At 41.5% G+C, this 21,967-nt stretch carries 20 protein-coding genes and 1 riboswitch; of the genes, 5 read left to right on the forward strand and 15 right to left on the reverse strand.

The window, feature by feature from the left end; all coding sequences use genetic code 11:
* Positions 1-2,079 (forward strand): type ISP restriction/modification enzyme (locus IM676_RS18300; RefSeq protein WP_318780257.1); only part of this gene is annotated, 2,079 nt, incomplete at its 5' end.
* 58 nt (positions 2,080-2,137) lie between these two features.
* On the opposite strand, the gene IM676_RS18305 is transcribed toward IM676_RS18300, so the two are convergent.
* A complete protein-coding gene (locus tag IM676_RS18305; RefSeq protein WP_200988197.1) occupies positions 2,138-3,448 on the reverse strand; it encodes an aminopeptidase P N-terminal domain-containing protein in 1,311 nt (436 codons plus the stop codon).
* A 393-nt stretch (positions 3,449-3,841) separates the two neighbouring features.
* Here IM676_RS18305 and IM676_RS18310 point away from each other — a divergent pair, with 393 nt between their 5' ends.
* Positions 3,842-5,089, forward strand: coding sequence for an FG-GAP repeat domain-containing protein (locus IM676_RS18310; protein ID WP_200988198.1), 1,248 nt, complete (start codon positions 3,842-3,844; stop codon positions 5,087-5,089).
* 97 nt (positions 5,090-5,186) lie between these two features.
* Here IM676_RS18310 and IM676_RS18315 read toward each other — a convergent pair whose 3' ends face one another.
* From IM676_RS18315 to IM676_RS20085, 10 genes are all read right to left on the reverse strand, one after another.
* Positions 5,187-5,951, reverse strand: a complete 765-nt coding sequence (locus IM676_RS18315; protein WP_200988199.1) for an MBL fold metallo-hydrolase — start codon at positions 5,949-5,951, stop codon at positions 5,187-5,189.
* 3 nt (positions 5,952-5,954) lie between these two features.
* Positions 5,955-6,554: an anthranilate synthase component II gene (locus IM676_RS18320; RefSeq protein ID WP_200988200.1), complete on the reverse strand. Its 600-nt coding sequence runs from the start codon at positions 6,552-6,554 to the stop codon at positions 5,955-5,957.
* Positions 6,555-6,577: 23 nt separating this feature from the next.
* Entirely contained in the window at positions 6,578-7,033 is a 456-nt protein-coding gene (locus tag IM676_RS18325; RefSeq protein WP_200988201.1) for a diacylglycerol kinase family protein, read from the reverse strand.
* 128 nt (positions 7,034-7,161) lie between these two features.
* A complete protein-coding gene (gene ybeY, locus IM676_RS18330) occupies positions 7,162-7,689 on the reverse strand; it encodes an rRNA maturation RNase YbeY (protein WP_200988202.1) in 528 nt (175 codons plus the stop codon).
* 42 nt (positions 7,690-7,731) lie between these two features.
* Complete coding sequence (locus tag IM676_RS18335; protein ID WP_200988203.1) at positions 7,732-7,884, reverse strand: DUF3285 domain-containing protein; 153 nt, start codon at positions 7,882-7,884, stop codon at positions 7,732-7,734.
* A 153-nt stretch (positions 7,885-8,037) separates the two neighbouring features.
* A protein-coding gene (gene prfB, locus IM676_RS18340) for a peptide chain release factor 2 (RefSeq protein ID WP_200988204.1) occupies positions 8,038-9,160 on the reverse strand; the annotation gives its coding sequence in 2 pieces (ribosomal slippage) (positions 8,038-9,087 and positions 9,089-9,160; 1,122 coding nt in all).
* 165 nt (positions 9,161-9,325) lie between these two features.
* On the reverse strand, positions 9,326-9,535 hold the full coding sequence (locus IM676_RS18345) for a pentapeptide repeat-containing protein (protein ID WP_200988205.1): 210 nt from the start codon (positions 9,533-9,535) through the stop codon (positions 9,326-9,328).
* A gap of 74 nt (positions 9,536-9,609) precedes the next feature.
* Complete coding sequence (locus tag IM676_RS18350; RefSeq protein ID WP_200988206.1) at positions 9,610-10,338, reverse strand: Bax inhibitor-1/YccA family protein; 729 nt, start codon at positions 10,336-10,338, stop codon at positions 9,610-9,612.
* 90 nt (positions 10,339-10,428) lie between these two features.
* Complete coding sequence (bchD, locus tag IM676_RS18355) at positions 10,429-12,465, reverse strand: magnesium chelatase ATPase subunit D (protein ID WP_200988207.1); 2,037 nt, start codon at positions 12,463-12,465, stop codon at positions 10,429-10,431.
* A gap of 225 nt (positions 12,466-12,690) precedes the next feature.
* Positions 12,691-12,812: riboswitch (cyclic di-AMP (ydaO/yuaA leader) on the forward strand.
* Positions 12,782-12,916: a hypothetical protein gene (locus tag IM676_RS20085; protein ID WP_263973149.1), complete on the reverse strand. Its 135-nt coding sequence runs from the start codon at positions 12,914-12,916 to the stop codon at positions 12,782-12,784. (Overlaps the previous riboswitch by 31 nt.)
* A 49-nt stretch (positions 12,917-12,965) precedes the next feature.
* Here IM676_RS20085 and IM676_RS18360 point away from each other — a divergent pair, with 49 nt between their 5' ends.
* A complete protein-coding gene (locus IM676_RS18360; protein WP_200990277.1) occupies positions 12,966-13,577 on the forward strand; it encodes a universal stress protein in 612 nt (203 codons plus the stop codon).
* A 119-nt stretch (positions 13,578-13,696) separates the two neighbouring features.
* Complete coding sequence (locus IM676_RS18365; protein ID WP_200988208.1) at positions 13,697-15,034, forward strand: ArsB/NhaD family transporter; 1,338 nt, start codon at positions 13,697-13,699, stop codon at positions 15,032-15,034.
* 172 nt (positions 15,035-15,206) lie between these two features.
* Here IM676_RS18365 and IM676_RS18370 read toward each other — a convergent pair whose 3' ends face one another.
* Positions 15,207-15,419, reverse strand: coding sequence for a chlorophyll a/b-binding protein (locus tag IM676_RS18370; protein ID WP_200988209.1), 213 nt, complete (start codon positions 15,417-15,419; stop codon positions 15,207-15,209).
* A 43-nt stretch (positions 15,420-15,462) separates the two neighbouring features.
* Positions 15,463-15,675 carry a chlorophyll a/b-binding protein gene (locus tag IM676_RS18375; protein ID WP_200988210.1) on the reverse strand — a complete coding sequence of 71 codons (213 nt, stop codon included), beginning with the start codon at positions 15,673-15,675 and terminating at the stop codon, positions 15,463-15,465.
* Positions 15,676-16,247: 572 nt separating this feature from the next.
* Here IM676_RS18375 and IM676_RS18380 point away from each other — a divergent pair.
* Entirely contained in the window at positions 16,248-19,346 is a 3,099-nt protein-coding gene (locus IM676_RS18380; protein ID WP_200988211.1) for an ABC transporter permease, read from the forward strand.
* 19 nt (positions 19,347-19,365) lie between these two features.
* Here the strand turns inward: IM676_RS18380 and IM676_RS18385 are convergent, their stop codons facing one another.
* Positions 19,366-20,244, reverse strand: a complete 879-nt coding sequence (locus IM676_RS18385) for an NAD(P)-dependent oxidoreductase (protein ID WP_200988212.1) — start codon at positions 20,242-20,244, stop codon at positions 19,366-19,368.
* A 330-nt stretch (positions 20,245-20,574) separates the two neighbouring features.
* Positions 20,575-21,747, reverse strand: coding sequence for a class I SAM-dependent methyltransferase (locus tag IM676_RS18390; RefSeq protein WP_200988213.1), 1,173 nt, complete (start codon positions 21,745-21,747; stop codon positions 20,575-20,577).
* Positions 21,748-21,967 lie beyond the last annotated feature (220 nt).

The following is a 21,967-nucleotide window of genomic DNA, read 5'->3' on the forward strand; positions in this document are numbered from 1 at the left end:
TTAAGAGATGTAAAACTATTAAACCGTCTCTTTGGCTTTGAATTATTAATGACTCCCTATACCATCGCCCATTTAAAATTAGGTTTATTATTAGGAGATTTGGGTTATAAATTCGCCCCAGATGAAAGATTAAAAGTTTATTTAACTAACGCATTAGAACTGGGAATAAACACAGAAATTCTTGACGATATAATTCCAGGGATTACAGAAATTCTTGAAGAAGAATCAAGTCAAGCAGGAAAAGTCAAAAACGAAACTCCCGTAATAGTAGTATTAGGTAACCCTCCCTATTCCGTCAGTTCCCAAAATGGGAGTAAACGCAAAAGAATTTTAAATCAAGATGAGAAGTATTTAGCTGATATTGAATATACGGGTTCAGATTGGAATCGGATTTATAAAACTGGTAAAGCAGGTAAAACTATTACTGAGTTAACCTATATTGGGGAACTTTTAGAGTTATATAAGGGTCGGGTCAGGTTAGAAAAAGAAAAGAATATTCAACCTTTGGATGATGATTATATTAAATTTATTCGGTTTGCTCAACAGCAAATTCAAAAAACACCTAAAGGTTATGGGATTATTGGTTTCATTACTAATCATTCCTATCTCAACGGGTTAATTCATCGGGGGATGAGAGAGGAGTTATTAAAGTATTTCGATACTTTATATATTATGGATTTACACGGTAATTCTTTGTTAAAAGAAACCGCACCGGATGGAAGTGTTGATCAAAATGTGTTTGATATTCAGCAGGGGGTCGCAATTTTAATTGCTGTCCGGGAAAAAAGCGAACCTGATGCTTTTTCTGCTGCTTATAAGTCCAGAGATGGTGTTAAGGAAATGGCGCGGGTGTGGTATTATGACCTCTGGGGTAGTCGTGAGGATAAATACAGGTTTCTGGAATCTGCAAGTTTAGATAATGTTGATTGGATTCAGTTACAACCTACAGCACCTAATTACTTTTTCGCACCCAAGGATTTTGATTTAACTACAGAATATGATCATGGTTGGAGTGTTACAGATATTTTCCCTGTAAATTCTAGTGGATTTACTACTCATAGAGACAACTTTGCAATAGATTTTGATAGAGATGTTGTTAAGCAAAGAATACTCAATTTAATTTCTGAAGATTTATCTAACGATAATTTGCAAGAATTATATAGTATTCATGATAGTAGGGATTGGAATTTAGGTGAAGCACGAAAACAAGTTAGAAAAAATCTAACCTGGGAAGATGATTTAATCTCTTGTTTATATCGTCCTTTTGATCAGCGCTTCTGTTATTTAAGTACAGTAGCAATGGACTTTCCACGACCACCATTGAAACAGCATTTAATTAAAGATAATCTAAGTTTATTATGTATTCGTCAGCTTTCTATTAGAGGATGGAGACATATCTTTATTAGTGATTTAATTCCTGAAATATGTTCTGTTTCATCAGCAAGCAGAGAAAGAACTTATGTTTTCCCTCTCTACATTTACCCAAATACAGAAAATGACCAAACCAACCTATTTATACAAAAAACTCCTAATCTATCCCCCAAATTCCTAGAAACCATCAACACCAAACTAGGTCAAACACCAACCCCAGAACAAATACTTTACTACGCTTATGCTATATTTCACAGTCCCACCTATCGCAGCAGATACGCAGAATTTCTCAAAATAGATTTTCCCCGTCTCCCCTTAACCAGTGACAAGCAATTATTTAAGTCCTTAACTACCAGAGGAGAAGAATTAGTAAATTTACATTTAATGAAATCTCCCACCCTCAATAATTTAATTACCACATTCGCTCAGGGGGATAATCAAGTTACTGAAGTAACTTATAATTCCGAACTGCAAAGAGTGTATATCAATAAACAGAGCTATTTTACAGATATTCCTCAACATATCTGGGAATTTAAAATCGGTGGATATCAAGTATTGGATAAATGGTTAAAAGATAGAAAGAATAGTCATCGTGTCTTGTCAGTAGCAGAAAATAACCACTATCAAAAAATTGTGGTCGTGTTAACGGAAACCTTACGGTTAATGGAGGAAATTGATGGTTTAATTCCTGGGTTCCCTATTGAATAAGCTCAAAGTCTTTAATTGCTTGTAAATTTGTAGGGATGGGTAAACCATCCCATTTATATTATCTTTCCACTGCTGTAACTTCCTTGGGAACCCCAGCGGTTAATACTTCATGACCTGTGGGTGTGACTAAAACATCATCTTCAATGCGAATACCAATACCTACCCAACGCGGATCGGTTTCTGGTTGATCTTCTGGTAATTTGGTGTCTGGGACTATATAAATTCCTGGTTCCACTGTTAGCACTTGACCGGGTTGTAAAATCTGGGGTTTATCTTCACCGTACTGGTACACACCCACATCATGGACATCTAAACCTAGCCAATGACTGGTGCGGTGCATATAATAGGGTTTATACTTTTCTTCTTCTATTAACTTGTCAACTTCGCCCCTGAGAATACCAACTTCTACTAAACCTTGAGTAATTACACGCACAGCCGCATCATGAACCGCGTGAAAAGTGTTACCTGGTTTGACTTGGGCGATCGCCTGTTTTTGGGCTTCTAAAACAATTTCATACAATGTCTTTTGTTCTGGGGTAAACTTACCCCCTACGGGAAATGTCCGGGTAATATCAGAGTTGTAATAACCATAAGCACAACCAGCATCAATCAGCAGCAATTCTTGATCCTGCATTTGCCGTTGATTTTCGATGTAATGCAATACACAAGCATTCACACCAGAAGCCACAATAGAAGGATAAGCTGGACCCATTGCGCCCCGCAACCTAAAAATATGTTCTATTTCCGCCTGAATTTCGTATTCATAACGTCCAGGGGATGTAAATTCTCTGGCGCGGTTATGTGCTTCTGCGGCGATCGCCGCCGCTTGGCGCATTAATTCTAATTCCGCCTCACTTTTTACTAATCTCATGGTGCTGAGAATAGTTCCGGTGTCTGAAATCCCTACTGGACCTGTACCACGTTTGGGATAGGTTCGCAGTAAACTTTGGTAGTTCTTGATTATTATATCATTAAAAGTGCGATCGCGGCCGAAATGATAGTAAATGCGATCAGCCTTCTCCAAATATTGGGGTAATTTTTCCTCCAGTTCCCCTATAGGGTAAGCAGCATCTGCGCCATAAATTTCTTTAGCTCCATCCACCCCACAAACGTAACCAGTCCAAACTTCCTTTTCTCTATCCTTTGGTTGCACAAACAATATAAAGCGATGTTCTGGGTGGTGTGGTGCTAACACTGCTACTGCTTGAGGTTCATTAAACCCGGTCAGATAGAAAAAATCACTATCTTGGCGATAAGTGTATTCAACATCATTATGCATCACCGCCATGGGCGCACTGCGAAAAATCGCCGTACCATTACCAATTTTTGCCATGAATTCTTGGCGACGTTGTTGATATTCTGCTTGCATAGCTACTTAAATTTTGACTTTTAGTATTATTGTACACTTCAAAACCATGTAGATTAGGTCAGTTGCTCCTGATATCAATTATTTTAGCCAATATTGATTTACATAGTCACTATCTGTATTTAATCAATTAAATAATTGCCAGTTAATCATATTCAAATATATATGTTCTCTCATCAAGTTAGGGAATCAAAACACTATGGTTATATTGTCTGGAAAAAATGATAATTAAATCAAATTATCCCTGAATTGCTAGATCATATAAAAACCCTGACATTTATAAAAACTAAATGTTTAGTAAGTAGATTTTCAACCAAAAATAATGTTTTTTAAATACAGAAATTCATCCAAAAAAAGAGATAAAAATTGGATAACCACCAGTGATAAGAAAACAGTATGCCTACACAACAAAACCCTTCTGTATTTGACGAGACGATACAAAATTCATATGATCAATCTTTGGCAAAATCAGCGCTCTTAGTATCTAATTCTCCTGGATTAGATACTGATTTACCAATGAGTAGTAGTTCATCACAAGTCAATTTTCTCCCACAAATGCCAAATTTCTTGGGAGATTTATTTGGAGGAGCTAACCCCAACCCTAATCCTTATTTAACCAGTGCGGCCATTGTCCCTGATTTCAACGGTGATGGTAAAGCAGATCAGGTGTGGGTCAATAGTCAAACAGGGGAAATTATCATTCGCCTTATGGACGGCGCCAGAGTGCAGCAAGAAGCTTCCCTGGGACAATTTGACCTATCATCTATGAGTTACGCCATTGCTGATTTCAATGGTGATGGTAAAACTGACTTCTTGTTGCGTAATCAAGTCACAGGGGAAAATCGCATTGTCCTCATGGATGGTACAAGAATTGCTAATACAGTAGCCTTAGATAAAGTGGACCCAACTTGGACATCACAAATTGGCGACTTTAATGGCGATCGCAAAACCGATATTTTCTGGCATAATACCGAAAACGGTCAAACTGCTATTTGGACAATGGATGGTGTGAATGTTGTGGATGCCTCCCTAGTGGAAGCAGTAGAAACATCTTATACACCTACTATTGTTGATTTCACCGGTAATGGTAGAAGTGATATCTTCTGGCGCAATAGCGAAACCGGAGAGAATAAGATTTGGTTGATGAATGGAACCACTAAAAACGAATTTGCTCTGGAATCAAAAGACTCATCTTGGGACTTTACCCTAGGCGATTTTAACGGTGACTTGAGAACTGATATCCTGTGGCGTAACAGTGAAACAGGAGAGAACAAGATTTGGACAATGAACGGTATAATAATTACCGAATCTAATTTAACAACATTAGACTCATCCTGGACATCATCCATTGGTGACTTTAATGGCGACGGTAAAACTGATATCTTCTGGCATAATCAGGTAACCGGTGAGAATACCGCCTGGATTATGGATGGCGGAAGAGTCACTTCTGAAGCCTTCCTACCCACAACTGAGCCGGGTTTAGTCCTGTCACTAGGAGATTTTGATGGGAATGGTACAACTGATATCTACTGGCGTGATACACAAACAGGCGTAGATAAAATTTGGTCTATGGATGGAACAATAGCAACTGAGTCTTTTGTGGCCGAAGAAGATAGATTTACACCAGAATGGTTCACTGCCTAAAAGTGATTTTTGGAGATTGACAGTCTGAAATTACAATAGAGGCAATTGATTAATTGCCTCTATTAACCGAGAAATGTTGTATTAATCAAAGTGTTAATTAAAACTTATAGGTTAAAACGCGGATCTCACTTTTTTCTGGCAGATTATTAGCACTAATATTAATTATATCATTATTACTACGACTTACAGTCATGCCCTGCATCAAACTGAGAAATTCATCCACCGGTGCAAGATCACATACATCATTAGCTGCTTGTGTACGGTAGTGAGTGGGAATTACCAACTTAGGATTTAACAACCCAATCACCTGCTGGGCTTCTTGGGCATTATAAGCCTTATCGCTACCGCCTACTGGAATTAACAACAGATCAGGACGACCCATCAAGATTTGTTGCTCAATCCCAATCGGCCCAGCAGCACCTCCTAAATGGAGAATCTTAATTCCCCCTTGCTCCCAACTCCAAGCGGTATTCATCCCAAATTGTTTACCACCTTTACGATCATGGTCTATAGTAATTCCCTGTAACTGAATACCTTTAAACTCGTAAGCACCAGGAGTATTTACTAACTTGGGGGTTCCCGGTAGTCCATCTACAGCACCTTCATCTCGTAATTGACTGCTAATCATGACTAAATCCGCCTCGACTCGGGGCGGACGATAGCCAGCTGTACAGCCAGCTGTGTGAAATGGATTGACCAAAATCCTGACACGGCTACCAGTAAATAAAAAGCAAGTATGACCCAACCACTGAACTGATAAAGCCTGAGATTGTGCTTCAGCTTTGAGGTGGGAACCTAAATTACTCAACAGTGCTGTCACTAACCCTGTACCAGCATAGCCCATCAACTCTCGTCGTTTCATAAATTACCCTGTCGGCTGTAATTGTTCCAGAAAGTTTCGTAATAACTGCTTTCCTGAAGATGTTAAAACACTCTCTGGATGAAACTGGACGCCCTGAATGTGAGGATAGTTCCGGTGTCTCACTCCCATAATAGTACCATCCTCAACCCAAGCAGTGATTTCTAACACTTCTGGGCAGGTGTCACGGTCAATCACTAAACTATGATATCTGGTGGCTACCATCGGATTTTCTAAACCCTGGAAAACACCTACTCCCGCGTGAGACACTTGGGAAGTTTTACCATGCATCAAATCCGTAGCTGAGACGATTTTACCACCGAATACTTGACCAATGCTTTGATGCCCTAAGCAAACACCCAAAATTGGTAAGTTGTGACCTAGCTGTTTAATCACATCTTGGGAGATGCCGGCGTTTTCTGGACGACCAGGCCCAGGAGAAATTACTATTAGATCGGGATTTAAGGCCCGAATTTCCTCTACTGTAATTTTGTCGTTGCGAAAAACTTGAATATCTGAGGCCACAGGAAACTCTGCTGCTAGTTCTCCCAAATACTGGACCAAATTATATGTAAAACTGTCATAATTATCGATGACTATAATCAAAGCCGATTACTCCTGGTTTTTATCTAGAAATTTGACAGAATTAAAATCACTAGAGGCGGTAGCAACAGGGTAGTCGCCACCACCACAGCTACTAAAGCCGATATCAGGACAGCACCGGCGGCGCAATCTTTGGCAATTTTGGCTAACTCATGATACGTCTGCTTGACTGTTAAATCAACCACGGACTCAATGGCTGTATTGACTAATTCCAATGCTAATACTAAACCACTGGTTATACTAATCACGGCAATTTCTACCGCTTGCAGCTGCAGGAGAATGCTTAAGGCGATCGCCACAGTACATACAATCAGGTGGATGCGAAAGTTGCGCTGAGTGTGAAAGCTGTAGCTAATTCCAGCCCAAGCATATTTAAAGCTGATGAATAAATTAGAAGCAACTCGCCAGGACAGTTCCCGTTCCTTAGTAATCAGCCTTGGTAGGTACTTTTGTGTCGATGGAGGGGAAACTTGTTGGGACATAAGCCTAAAAAAGAATGATAAAGTAATTACAGAACAATCTCACTAATGTGACAATTTCCGATCAGGCAATCAACTTTGAGGCAATTTTCAACAGCAGTATTATAAACATTTCCTGAGATAAATACTATTTAGTATTCTATATCAAAATCAATACTTACTAATTTAAGTAATTTTACTTGCTGTTGCAGCATTTGCATTAACTGATCTTCATCTGGATGATCCCAACCCAACAGATGTAATAGCCCATGGGCTGCTAACCAAGCTAATTCGGTTGGTAAACTGTGCCCCTGTTGTTGAGCTTGACGTTGAGCCGTATTTACTGAAATGACAATATCACCTAGATACAAAGGTTCATCCTGCATTTCCGGATTTTCAGGAAAATCTACTTCCAGTGCAGCAAAAGATAAAACATCTGTTGCTTGATCTTGATGACGATATTCAGCATTTAATGATTGAATTTCCCGATCATCTGTCAAACGCAGCCCGATTTCATAACCAGGTGCTGGTGGAAGATCAAGTTGTAGACTTGACAACCAGCAACCAAACCAGTCTTCCCAAGTTTCCCTAGCAACCGGAATATACTTATACTCAAAATCTATAACTTCCCCTGAAGAGGATGGGGAAAACAAATCCTGGACATCTAGTTCAACTTGCACCAGTTATCAACTCTCCTCACGGGTTTTCATGTTGGTTAATTCCTAGCGAGTTAGGTAAGCAAGACCCACTAACACAGCTAAAAGCCCTACAGCAGTAAGCGCAAAGTGTTTCATGGAGGTACCTCCCTTGCGCACCATATTTCGCATGGCAAGTTTTACGTAGCTAGGTTTGGGTTCTGTGGGGGAGTTGTTCATAATATGTTCATAATATTTTGACTAAAACACTCTTTTATCTATCAATGTAACAGTTTACCTGGGAGTTGATTGGAATTTTACCGATTTATGTCCAGAAAACTGATCAGAGGGGGAGTCAGCAACAGTCAATTAAACTCGCCCCTACATTTGAGCTTAGATAGGACTGTTTTCTACTAGCTGGCTTTCTTGCCGGAGATAAGCTTGAATAAACAAATCAAGCTCACCATTCATCACATCACCCACTGCTGTTGTTTCCACATTGGTACGCAAATCCTTGACCATTTGGTAAGGGTGAAAAACATAATTGCGAATTTGGTTTCCCCAAGAAGCTTCCACCATATCACCACGAATTTCAGCCACCTCTTGGGCTTTTTGCTCTCTAGCAATCACCAGCAGTTTAGCCTTAAGGCGCGCCAGGGCTTTCTCTTTGTTTTGCAACTGAGAGCGTTCTTCAGTACAACGTACTGCAATACCAGTGGGTAAGTGAACAATGCGTACTGCGGTTTCTACTTTGTTGACATTCTGCCCACCTTTACCCCCAGCCCTGGATGTAGTGATTTCTAAATCCTTCTCGGGAATGTCCAGTTGAACAGAGTGATCTAACTGTGGCATCACTTCCACCCCGGCAAAACTGGTTTGTCGCTTGCCATTAGCATTAAAAGGTGAAATGCGTACTAAGCGATGGGTGCCTGTTTCCGATCGCAAATAACCATAAGCATAGCGTCCGGTAATTTCCAGTGTTGCTGATTTTATACCTGCTTCATCCCCCTCGGACTCCTCAGATAAACTTACCTTGTAGCCGTGAGCTTCCGCCCAACGGGTATACATTCGCATCAGCATAAAAGCCCAGTCTTGGGCATCTGTACCACCAGCACCAGCATTAATTGTCAATACTGCCCCCTCAGTATCATAGAGACCAGAAAGTAACTGTTGTAATTCCCACTGGTCTAGTTCCCGGTTTAACTGAGTAACTGTAGATTCTGCTTCTTGTAATAGTGCCGTATCGGTTTCTAGTTGCAATAACTCCACTACGGCCTTGGTATCTTCCAGGCTAGCTTGCCACTGATGATATTGTTCTAGATGGTCTTTAAGCTCGTTGAGTTCCTGCAGTGTTTTTTGAGCTTCTGTCTGGTCGTCCCAAAATTCTGGCTGTGCTGCGATTTGTTCTAAGTCTTGTATTTTGGCATTCAGTGCAGGTATGTCAAAGATAGTCCTGGGCTTTACCCAGACGACCGGACAATGTTTCAATTTCTCTTTTTAGTTCTAGTACTTCCATAGAGCTTGCTAAATTGGGGAGCGCTTTTGATGGATATTGTTAAGTTGATTTATTTTCGATTGTAGCTGTAATTGGGTGACTTCTCTTGTAGTACTGCCGTAAACTTACAAAAATAAACGCAGTTACCTCACTGGCTTTGAGTCGGGGGTTAACTTGATCTGATCATTATCTCCTCAACCCGATTACTCCTTCTAGGTCTGCTGCTGTAAAGTTGGCTCCGGTAACATCTGCATTAGTGAAATTGGCTGCTTCTAAATCCGCACCTTGAAAATTTGCCCCTCTGAGATTTGCCCCTGTGAAATTCACTTCCTCTAGGTCTGCTGCTGTCAAGTTAGCTCCACTGAGATTAGCATTACTCAAATTGGCTTTTGCCAAATCGGCTCAGAAAATGCCATTAAAAATAATTTATCAGCCCCTCCCAGAGGGGGGATGGGGCAGTTGATATGTGCTTAATCCCGACTATTCAAGGCAATTAATAACCGTAAGATAAACACAAACAAGTTGATGTAGGTGAGGTACATAGACAAGGCCGCCGGTAGATATTGGTCATCCTTGTACGTACGGGGCAAGATGTAGAAATCAACCACGGATACCCCAACAAATAGAAATACACCCAAACCGGAGATACCAATTTCTAACCAACTGGGGGTGTAAACACCAAACATCGCCAATACAAATTGGGTCAAGACCACAACTACCAAGGCCATCACCCCTAAGCGGATAGTTTTGGTCAAGGCCATGCCGTCATTTTCCGAGAGATTGGAGCCAATTTGACGGGCGACAATAAAGGTGATACCACAACCTAGGGCTGCCAACCCTACACCTTGAATACCTACCCCTTGGGTTTGCAAAGCCAGGAAGACTAAACCACTCAGGGTATATCCAGATAACAACCCGTAGGTTGCTAATAGAGGTAATGCTACAGTCTTATTGCCTTTTTCAGCAACATTACGGGCGACAAAAAATAAAATTAACTCCACAATCATCGCCCCGATGAATGTGGGGAAGAATATAGCGGGATTGGTACGGATAACGCCCAAACCACCATAGGTTCCCAAGGCGGTTAGCACCAGACCACCACCAACATAGGGTAGGGCATTGGCAATGACATTGGGGCCAATCAGCGACTGAGTTCTAGCCTCGCGAATAGCATCGCGAAAGTTGCTGGTATTGCTCATAAGTCCATTTTGGAGAGATAAACATTCGCTTTACCTCCATTTATACCAACATTTCCTATTAATAGCTAGGTGGCCTGGTGATAGTGCTAATTATCGCGATTTCAGATCCGCGATCGCACCTTTAGTCATCGCCGCGATGGTTTTATCACTAGCTTTAGGCAAATGATAATACTTACCTCCGGCTGTTTGTGCTAATTCCTTAGCAAAACCCGTGGAGACAAATTTACTCTCGGTATCAATTACCAATAGCTGCATTCCTCCGGCGCGAATTCTCCCGGCAATATCTAATAGTTCTGCTTTAATGTCTGGCTTTTCTCCTGGTTCTAATGGTTCACCTAGAGACCGCGCTAAGGGAATATTACCCCGACCATCCGTAATTGCCACAATTACAACTTGTCCTACATCTCCACTCATTTCTGAATTGACACCTACACGCACCGCTTGAGTTAAACCATGTGCTAAGGGTGAACCACCACCACAAGGTAATCTTTCTAGGCGGTTACGTGCCAAAGCTATAGAACGGGTTGGAGGTAACAATACTTCTGCTTGTTCTCCCCGGAAAGGAATCAATGCTACTTGGTCACGGTTTTGATAAGCCTCCGTTAACAGTTGCATCACCGCCCCTTTAGCTGATTGCATCCGGTTGAGAGCCATGGAACCCGAAGCATCCACTACAAATACTATCAAGGCTCCCGCTTTGCGTACCAAGCGCTTGGCACGGATATCGCTTTGCTCCACAATAACTGTTTTACCGGGGTGTCTTGCCCTTCTGGCCTTTTGATAGGGTGCAGCCGCTCTGAGGGTAGCATCTACCGCAATACGCCGCACTTTCCCTTTCGGCAACATGGGCTTAATATAGCGTCCCCGGTCTTCCGAAAAAATCATACTGCGACTGCCAGATTTGCCCTGACGCTTGGCCATTTGGGCAAAATAGAGCACACTGTCATCCAGAATTACCCCTTCTGGGTCAAAAATAAATTCCTCTGGAACGTCGGGGGGTTCTTGTTCTTGTTGTTCTTCTTGTTGTTCTTCTTGTTGGTCTTCTTGGTCTTCCTGGTCTTGTTGGTCTTCTTCTTGTTGATTTTGAGGGGGTGGTGGCGGTGGTGGTGGTGGTTGGTCTGGTGGTGGAGTTTGCACAATTGTTGAACGTGGTACAATGACGAACTCCACAGCCCGGCGTAAATCTTCGGCGTTGACTGTTGTCCTTCCTTCTAAAGCCGCGGCTGCTTTAGCTACACGCACGGCGAATAATTCGGCGCGATGTCCTTCCACTCCTCCGCGAATAGCTTCATTGACTAAATAGGTAATTTGTTCTGAGGTAATGGTTACTTCTTTCAACCATTCCCGCGCTAGGATAATTTGGGTTTTTAACCCGTCTAAATCTTCCGCGTATTGCTCCAGAAATGCATGGGGGGATTTCGCATAGGCGATCGCTTGCTCTACAGCTGTTACTCTTTGATCTAAGCCCAGGACGCCATCAGCAGAAAGAGCGATGGCAATTCTATCAAGTAAATGCTCCCTTAATGCTCCTTCTTCTGGGTTATAGGTGGCTATAAATAAGGATTTGCAAGGATGCTGAAAACTAATCCCTTCCCGCTCAATTTGGTTACGTCCCTCCGATAAAACTGTGAGCAGCTGATTTGATATTTGGTCATCTAATAAATTCAACTCATCCACATACAGCACCCCTCGGTTAGCTGTGGCGAGTAACCCCGGCTGAAAAATTGTATCACCTTGTTTGACAGACTGTTCTACATCTACAGAACCTAATAATCTGTCTTCTGTGACTCCCAAGGGAATTTGGACAAAGGGCGCCGGAATAATTTCCGTGGGTACTTCTGTAATATCTTGATCTGCGTACTCTGCTAACAGATCATCATCCCAGTCTTCTGGGCGGTTGGGATCGCAGTTACTCATCGAGCCTTTCACAACTTCGATGGGTGGTAGTAAGGCGTGGATAGCACGCGCCATTACTGATTTTGCCGTACCTCTACGGCCGGCGATCGCCACTCCTCCTAAACCAGGATCAACTGCTGCTAACAGCAAGGCTAATTTAATTGCTTCTTGACCAACTACAGCTGTCAAGGGGAAGGCTGTGATTGTAGGGTTAATAGTAGGCGCGGGCATGGTTGACATAATAGCGAGTCTCGGCTTTTAGCATAGCAATTTTTCGCACATTCAGCCTAACTCCTACTTTACTATGAGAATCAAACTACTTATACCTAAATATACATAGAATTATCTCTCAATTATTGATTTTTATTACACCTAAAGTTCTATAGTTATACTAATTTTTATTACAACTGGTTGAATCTGGTCAAATTAGACTATGATTTGTTGAGTGGGTAGCCTAATTTAAATTCATCAAAATTGATTGAATTTAAAACGGAGGAACCAATGTTTGGGGCTAATCTTAAGAGAGACACCTTCCAGTCTTAGCCCGTCAGCTAACTTCGTCGGCAATGGAAGGAACTCCCAAAACTTTGGCTTTAACACCAGTTGTTATTGGAGTTTCTTTGCGGATATTACTGATTATATCTTGGGGATATACTATATCCGTTTTTAACCTACTTCTCATTCATAACTTGTTTCTTTGGGGAGAAGTCGAAATTGTGAATATAAAGCCAATGTTAGTGCGTCTGCAAAGCGCCATAGGTAGAGACAATTTAACTGAGCAAATGGTACTATTACCAGAGCGCAAAAAACCCTTTTCTCAAGAATTTAAGTCTCCCAAAATAATCGTTGCTTATCATGGTTCACCTAATAGTCATACTGCGCTAGATATAGCTTTATGTATTGCACAGCAAACCCGTTTAGCGACCAATGTACAAGTGAATGTGCAGGCTGTGTATGTAGTAGAGAATCAACATAATCAGTTTCTAAATTCCTCAGATATAGAGTCTCAGGTAAGTCAATTATCCCAATCTCATCTTCCTACCCCAACTCCATCAAATTCCAGGGTAACAACACAATATTTATCGAAAGAATACATTCTTCCTCTTCAGCAAGCAGATAGAGTTTTGTGGCAAGCGCGCAGCCTAGCCGAAGAATGGCAAAGTTATTTTAAATCTCATCTGAGGTTTGGTTGCGTGGCCAAAGAACTAAAAAATGTGGTGGAATTAGAAGCTGCTGATATCCTATTTTTGGGATGTAAATCTGCTCATCATACCATGGTACAGATGCTGGGTTCTAATTTTCCCTGTGCTGTTTTAGGCATACCCCATTCTCTTAATGAATAAATATTGCGTGCGATCAAATTAAAACAATTTTCTATTGAATGAAAATTGCAGAAAAGTCACCTATATTCAGGTGGCTTTTTTCCAGAAAATATAATTTCCTTGGACTCCAGAGGTGTATTGTGGAAAATTGGCAGGCTTTTCTGAGTTTTTTCACATTTTTGGGCGTGATTGCCTTAGTTATAACTGAATGGATGCATCTAACTATTGCTGCGTTTCTAGGAGCATTAATATTAGTTTTTACTAATATTATGAGTTTGCAGGAAGCAATTGACTATATCAGTAAAAGCCATGCAACACTGGGTTTATTTTTCGGCATTATGGTATTTGTGCGGGCATTTGAGTCTACGAAAGTATTTGATTATTTAGCTACTAAAATAGTACTCTTTGCTCAAGGCGAAGGCAAACGTCTTCTCATCAGTATTGTAGGAATTGTTACTGTTGTCTGTTCAGTTCTACCCAATGCTACAACAGTGATGTTATTAGCGCCTTTAATTCCGCCAATGGCACAAGAGTTAGAAATAAATTTTGTTCCTCTACTAATTTTAATGGTTTTAGTTGCTAATAGTGCTGGACTACTGACCCTAGTGGGTGATCCTGCTACCTTTATTGTGGCCGATGCAGTCAATATCAGCTTTATAGATTATCTATACAATTTAAGCTTAGGAGGAGTGATTGCTGTCGGTGTGATCATACTATTTCTACCAATTTTATTCCGCAAAATTTGGCATACTAAACTATCTAGTTTAGCAGAACTCCCAAACCCACAAATCAACCACCCGCAAGTTGTAATGGTGGGTGGGGTAATTGTAGCTTTAGTATTAATATTTTTTGTCATCGGGGAATCTCTACCCATACCTATTTCACCAGCGGCCGCGGCTTTATTAGGTGCAGCTTTAGCTTTGCTACTATCTCACCACAGTAAAATTGATTCTGTTAACCATATACTGCGAGATGTTGACTGGAGTACATTAATATTTTTCATGAGTATTTTTGTGCTAATTGGGGGACTGGAAAAAACAGGAGTAATTAATGCTTTATCAGGTATATTAGCAATAATTATCGGTAAAAATATTTTTCTGGGTTCTTTAGTTTTATTGTTTTTTGTGGGGATATTATCCAGTCTAGTACCCAATATTCCATTAGTAGTAGGGATGGTTCCTTTGCTTAAACAATATCTTGTCACAGTGGGATTAGTCAGTCCAGAAGTTCTAGCTTCCAATTTTGATGGACAATTTCCCCCGGAAGTGCTACCTATGTTTTACGCTATGATGTTTGGTGCAACCTTAGGAGGAAATGGTACTTTAGTAGGAGCATCATCTAACATAGTAGCCGCAGGTATTTCTGAGCAACACGGTCGTCCCATTTCTTTTAAAACTTTTCTTCATTATGGCTTACCAGTTATGATTGTACAACTTGTAGTGTTAGGGTTATATGTGATGGTTCGTTTTCTTTTTTGATAGTCATCACCAGTGGGTAGGGTTCCAGGGGTTAAGCCAGTTATTGAAAAGACGGTTACCAATTTGGGTACCGTCTTCTGAATTTTGATTTGTATTATTGAAGAGTTAAGAACTGTGGATGTTTATTTTGGAACTAGCAATTACTCTTGATTTAGTCCTAGCATCTTCAAGACTAATATCTCATAATGTGGAGTATGTCCCGCAAAACGCTATATCCTGCTAAATCCCAAATTAGGTAGGCCAGAAAGCCAATCATTGCCAAGCGGCCATTCCATAGTTCTGCTTGAGGGTTCCAACCAAACAGAAAGGCGTTGCGGTCAACACCGTTATAAGCTGTAGCTACTGGCGGTAAATCTGTAGAAGGACGAGGTTCTCTAGTTTCCATGTTTTTTACTCCTAAATCCTACTAATTATTGAATTTTTAATGGTTAACGACCAATCAGATGCAGCACGTCCCGAAGAACACTATATCCAGCTACATCCCAAAGTAAATAGGCTAGAAAGCCAATCATTGCTAACCGACTATTCCAGATTTCAGCTTGAGGAGTCCAGCCAAATAGAAATGCATTCCTATCTCTGCCATTGTATTCTAGGGCTACTGGTGGTAAATCTGTCGAAGAACGCGTCTCTCGAGTTTCCATTTTTATTATCCAAGATTATTTATTACTTAACCTTAATTTACTTGTTTATCAGTAATTTGCTTTCCGTCTGTAGGTACAAAATAGACACACTTCTTACGGTTGATTATCAGTAGTTGATAGTTATCAGCATATCCACCTTTAGGGGGTGATGGCAACTTTCACCATCATAAGTATTAGTATATTTGAGTTCAAATTACTCCTGGGTATTCTTAACACTTAATAATCATATTATACATCATATCTGTGATCATAAAAATATAGTTTCGGCGCTAACAATCACGAGTAAATTGCTAAAATTAAACTTCCTAATTATAGCATAACTAGGCTATATTCTCATCTATTCCAGGTTGATAAAAAAACCATAATTACTTGTTAAATAATTAAACTTATCCAGAGGGATAGATAGATTTTTATAACTTAAGAGAGATGCCTAAAATGCCTCAATGCCATGATTCTGAAAGTGGTAAAAAATTGAGCAAACCATAGACATACCAAATAAATATATTATGTTGACTTCCTGCGCCTGAAATTTATGATATTCCCCAAGTTTCAACTTAGAAGAAGGAAATATAATGTTTGAATTTACGGAAAACATCCTGGAAGTTTACAAGCCATTATTGTGGGTAGCACAGACTCCGGTAGTCCCCACTGGTGTTACGCCAGCCCAAGTATCATTGATCAATTCTGGCCCGCGCTTTTTTGTCGCTTTAATCTCCGGTGTAATCCTAGCGTTTGCTTTCCAATTAGTGTTAACTAATCTTTCGGTAGCGGCTGGTATTTCCTACTTGGGGCGCCCATCTGACTCCGATACAGCAGTTGGGGAAGTGGGAAGTTTCGGCGGTACCATTCGCAGAATTGGTACCGCATTGGGGTTATGGACTTTAGTTACTGTTACCATCGCTTTATTTATAGCTTGCTTCCTGGCAGTTAAATTAAGTCTACTAGTATTAGATCCCAGGCTAGGAGCAATTCTGGGATTAGTTATTTGGGGTGCATACTTTTTGCTCCTGGTGTGGGTAAGTTCGACCACTGTGGGTTCCTTAGTTGGTTCGGTAGTCAATTCAGCAACTTCGGGTTTTCAGGCAATTATGGGGACTGCTACGGCTGCACTCGGTGCAAAGGCGGCGAATCAACAGGTGGTAGCAACCGCTGAAGCAGCAGCTGCTACTGTGGGTCGGGAATTAGGGAATGTTATTGACCCGGATAGTATTCGGGAAAATATAGAAGATTACCTAGAACGGCTGCGCCCCCCACAATGGGATATATCCCACATTGGTAGGGAGGTGGAAAATCTACTCAAAGATCAACAATTGTCAGAGATCGCAGGTAGTCCAGATCTGCGCAACATTGACCGCCAAAGGTTTAGGGATTTAGTCAGCAGTCGTACAGACCTTTCTCCCAGAGAGGTTAAGCTTATCAGTGATAGAATATACAAAGTTTGGCAACAGGTAGTTAGTCAGCAAAAACCCATCCCAGACAATTTGAGTGAGTTGGTTAACTATTTGAAGTCACTCCCCCCAGGACAAGGGAAGACAGATGAACTCAACGCCAAATTAGACCGGTTAATAGCAGAAATGCGGACTCCTCAGGAAGCAAAACAACCGGGTATAATGCAACAAACCTTACAACAGGTCATGACTACACTTACGGGTATTGTCTTGGGAAGGGCAGATTTATCAGATATAGATGTAGAAACAATTTGGCGATCGCTCACAACCGCTAAGGAGAAACTCACCGCCCAAGGAGAAAAACTGGGGTTACCTCTCACATCAGAACCCTATAGTCCCATTCGCGCTGATGTAGAAAACTATCTACTCAATACCTATGCTTGGCAATTCAGTCCTGAGAGAATAGCAGCAGAATTTCGTGATGTCATCTATGACCCAGAGGCAGACCCAGGTATAGTCAAAAGGGAGCTAGAGCGACTTTCTCGCCAGGATTTTGCCCGTACTCTCCAACAACGGGGAATACTCACCCAAGAACAAATCCAGCGCATTGCTCACCAGCTAGAAACTGTTCGCCAAGAGGTATTAGTCATAGTCAGTGATGCTCAAGAAAGGCAGATTAAACAAGACTTGCAACGCCGCATAGAAAGTTATTTACTTGTTGCTAATAAAGCAGAATTAACTCCAGGAGGACTTGAGCAGCACTTTAAACCATTATTAGCAGATCCACAGGCAGATTACGAAACCCTGTGTTTACGACTATCACAATTAGATCGCCAGGAAATACGGGAGATATTGCTAGCACGAAATGATATTCCCACAGAAGAAGTCAACCCCATTCTCAACGAGTTAGAAAACCAGCGCCAACGGGTGTTAATAGAATCTCAAGGATTGGCCGAACAAGCCAAACATCACGCCGAAACCTTATGGTTAAATTTAGAATCATATCTGCGCAATACTGGTAAAGCTGAGTTAAACCCTGATGGGATTCGCGCTGATTTGCAGAAGCTACTGGAAGACCCCCAATCAGGAATTATTGCTCTGCGGGTCCGATTAGCTCGGTTTGACCGGGATACCTTAGTTAGCTTACTCAGTCAGCGCCAAGATTTGAGTGAACAGCAAGTTAATCAAATTATTGACACTGTAGAAGAATCTTGGCACAATATCCGCCATACACCTCAAGCCTGGAAACAACAGTACGACTCAGTTATAACTACTATTGCCGATTATTTACGCCAGACTGGTAAAGAAGAATTAAACCCTGAAGGCATTCAACGAGATTTTAACAGACTATTTTACAACCCCAGAGAGGGGATGGTAGCCCTGCGCCGGCGTTTGTCTCAGGTAGACCGGGACACCTTAGTTAGCTTACTCAGTCAACGGCGAGATTTGAGTGCAGAACAAGTTAATGAAGTGATTAATTCTGTGCAAACCGCCATCCGTAATATCCTCGGTGCGCCGCGTCGTCTCGCCACCCGGACACAGCAAAGAATGTCAACATTTGCAGCTTATTTAGAAGAGTATTTGCGGCAAACTGGTAAGGATGAACTCAATCCAGAGGCCATTAAGCGCGACTTACAAATATTATTGCATGATCCCCAAGTGGGAATGGAAACCCTGGGCGATCGCTTGGCTCATTTTGACCGTTCCACAGTCATGGCTTTACTGAAAATTCGGGAAGATATGACTGATGAAGAAGCAGCCAGAATTGCCGATCATATCATCTCCGTACGTGATCAATTTGTCGAACAAGTACATAGTATTCAAAGGCGGATTCAAGATGTGATCGAAGGGATTTTCGCCCGGATCCGTAACTATCTCAACTCCTTAGAGCGCCCAGAATTGAATTATGATGGCATCAAGGGCGATCTTCGCACCTTATTTGATGATCCACAGGCGGGGTTTGAAGCTTTACGTCACCGCCTGTCAGCTTGTGACCGGGATACTCTGGTGGCGATTATCAGTTCCCGTGAAGACATTTCTCCAGCTGATGCCAACAACATTATTGAACAAATTGAGCGGGTACGCAATAGCGTCTTGCAACGTGCTGAACGGATCCACCAAGAAACTCAACGCCGTCTGGAAGAGTTAAAAGATCAAGCACAAAGACAAGCAGAAGAAACCCGCAAAGCCGCAGCTACAGCTTCTTGGTGGTTATTTACCACAGCATTTGTATCAGCTGTATTTGCAGCATTAGGAGGAGCCATGGCTGTGGTGATCATCTAGGTTAAAGTAAGTTAAAGGATTATTCGCCACTTGCTTCTCCCCATTGATTGATGGCAGAAAATATTGACGAGTAGTCATCATCAGCAAATGACATTTTCATCGCCGTTTGCAGAATTTGTCGCACAGCTTCAATACTAACCAGATCCAAACCCAATGATTTGGCAGCTGAGATAAACAAATCTGTATCTTTGAGCAAGTGTTTTGTGGGGAAATTGGGATTTGTATAATTACCCTCTAGCATCCGGTTGAGTTTCTTGTCAAAGGTAGGGGCATAAAGTGAACTTTGGCGCAAGATTTGCATGAATAAATCTATGTCGATACCTTGACGCTCAATAAAAGCCAGACTCAGAGCAAAGCTAGTTGTGAGGGAAGCAATCAGTTGATTTAGTGCTAACTTTAGCGCCGCAGCCGAGCCGACTGGCCCCACAAGTATAGGTTCAGGACCAAAGTTTTGCAGTAACTTTAAATCCCGTTGATATTGTCTTTGTTCCGCACCTACCATGACAATCAGCTTACCAGCTTTTGCTTCTGGAATACTACCTAATACTGGAGCTTCTATATACTCGCCACCGCCACCAATCACCGCATCTCTGATTTCTTGGCTTTCTATGGGGGTAATAGTCCCCATCTGAATGACAGTGCGCCCTTCTAGAGTACGCCAAGCAGTATCTGAAAGCAAAACATGATAAATTGCTGCGGTATTGGTCAACATGAGAATAATGTAATCAGCAGCACGAATTGCCTGACGGGGGTGTGTTACGATCTCCGCACCTGCAGCTTGTAGTGGAGCTAATTTTTCTGGGGTGCGGTTGTAGGCCACTAGCTCTATATTGGCTGCTAACAACCGTTGAGCCATCGGTAATCCCATTAGTCCAGTTCCCAGAAATGCCACCTTCATTTTTTACTTTCCTTTGGTACAGCTTGGATATAACCAGTCTGAAATATCGCGTTTCCATGGTCTGATTGTAAGATTCTTGAACAGTTATCACTGTCCAGAAATAACTGTTCCCTAATCGGTGAAGAACAATCAGCCCCCAGCGGCAAAGGTGACCATGATAATCACCGAAAGCAATATGCCTGGGCTAAGTAGTGTTATCAATAACAATAGTTCGTGAGCAGTCATAATTAATACTTGCCTGTTACTTATGTTTGCACAGTAGCCAATGTTATGCTAATCTATATCAGCATAAGATCCCATTCCTAAAGAGAGTTTTAATTTTTCCTTATTTTACACTGGCACAGTTAGCCCTTGAAGTGGTTGACCTATTTCTGTGGGCTGGAGTGCTTTACTTTGAATTAAAACCCCAAAGTTACCTAGCTCTGAGGGGTCTATGAGCTGGTGTAATGCTTCCCGCTTTTGCAGTAGCTGTGAAAGAGGAGTTTCTTGGTGGGATATAGCAGCAAGGCGATCGCCTAAACCCAAGGCCATTAAAAATAAACCCTGCTGGATAAATCCTATTTTCTCTAAGCCATAGCGATCGCCCCATCGTTCCAAAGCACTAAAATCAACATGAGCAGTAATATCCTGCTTACCAATATTGATATAAGGGTTGTTGTGGTGACGATGGTTGTAATAACATTGTAGAGTTCCCTGCGATCGCCTAGGATGATAATAACGATGGGCGGGGTAGCCATAATCAATTGTTAACACATACCCGCGATGCAAGCGGTCTGCTACTATACCTAACCACTCACCAGCAGCCAAATTAATTTCACTACGATAGCCATCTTCATAATTGGGATGGGTCAAATCAATTTCTATCAAGTTTAAGTATTCTTGCAGGAGGGGTGTAGAAACTTCGCCAGTCACCTCTATAAACGAAGTTTCAGACTTATCTTTGTGGGTAGTGACATAAATTTCTCGCATTTCCCCAGCTTCTAAAATAAATTGATGTACTGGCAAAGCATCCACCAATTCATTAGAAAAAAAGCAACCAGTAATAGAGTCAGTGGGGATATCTTCTAAATTACACCAACGCACAGAGAAGTTTTGTAAACGTTGCTGTTGTTCTTGTTGGAATCCTGGAGACTTCTCTATGATTATATATTCCAGCGCCTGAAAAAAGTCTGGATAATGTAGCTGAGAGTAGTTCAGGATATGCATAGCCAATAGTCCTTGACCTGCTCCCATTTCTACCAAAGAAAAAGGCTCAGGACGCCCTAAAATTTCCCACATCTGGCGAAATTGTTCCCCCAACAGCTCGCCAAAGTCAGTACCGAGACTAGGAGAAGTGAAAAAATCACTACCCCCAAATCCAATTTTTACCGCGTGACTGGAATAGTAACCGTGTTCCGGGTGATATAAAGCCATATCCATGTATTCAGCGAAAGTAATTCGCCCTTGGGGACTGGTAGCTATACGATCGGCTATGGCTGTACACAATGCTGGGTTAGAGGTCATAGATAAAATATGATCATGATACGACAACCCCCCTAGGAGATGAGGACAAAAATAGATAATTAAACACTGTTTCCTGCTATAGTAATCATCATCCTGGCAGTCCAAAATACTTAATATTCCTCAAAACTCAATATTTGCTGTTGGGCGATCGCTCTGGGTATTCTCTTTTCCTTCGCGTCTGTGGGACTCTGCTGGAAACCAATTGATATTTAAATCTTAC

Source organism: Anabaenopsis elenkinii CCIBt3563, from assembly GCF_015245355.1.
GTDB classification, from domain to species: Bacteria; Cyanobacteriota; Cyanobacteriia; order Cyanobacteriales; family Nostocaceae; genus Anabaenopsis; species Anabaenopsis elenkinii.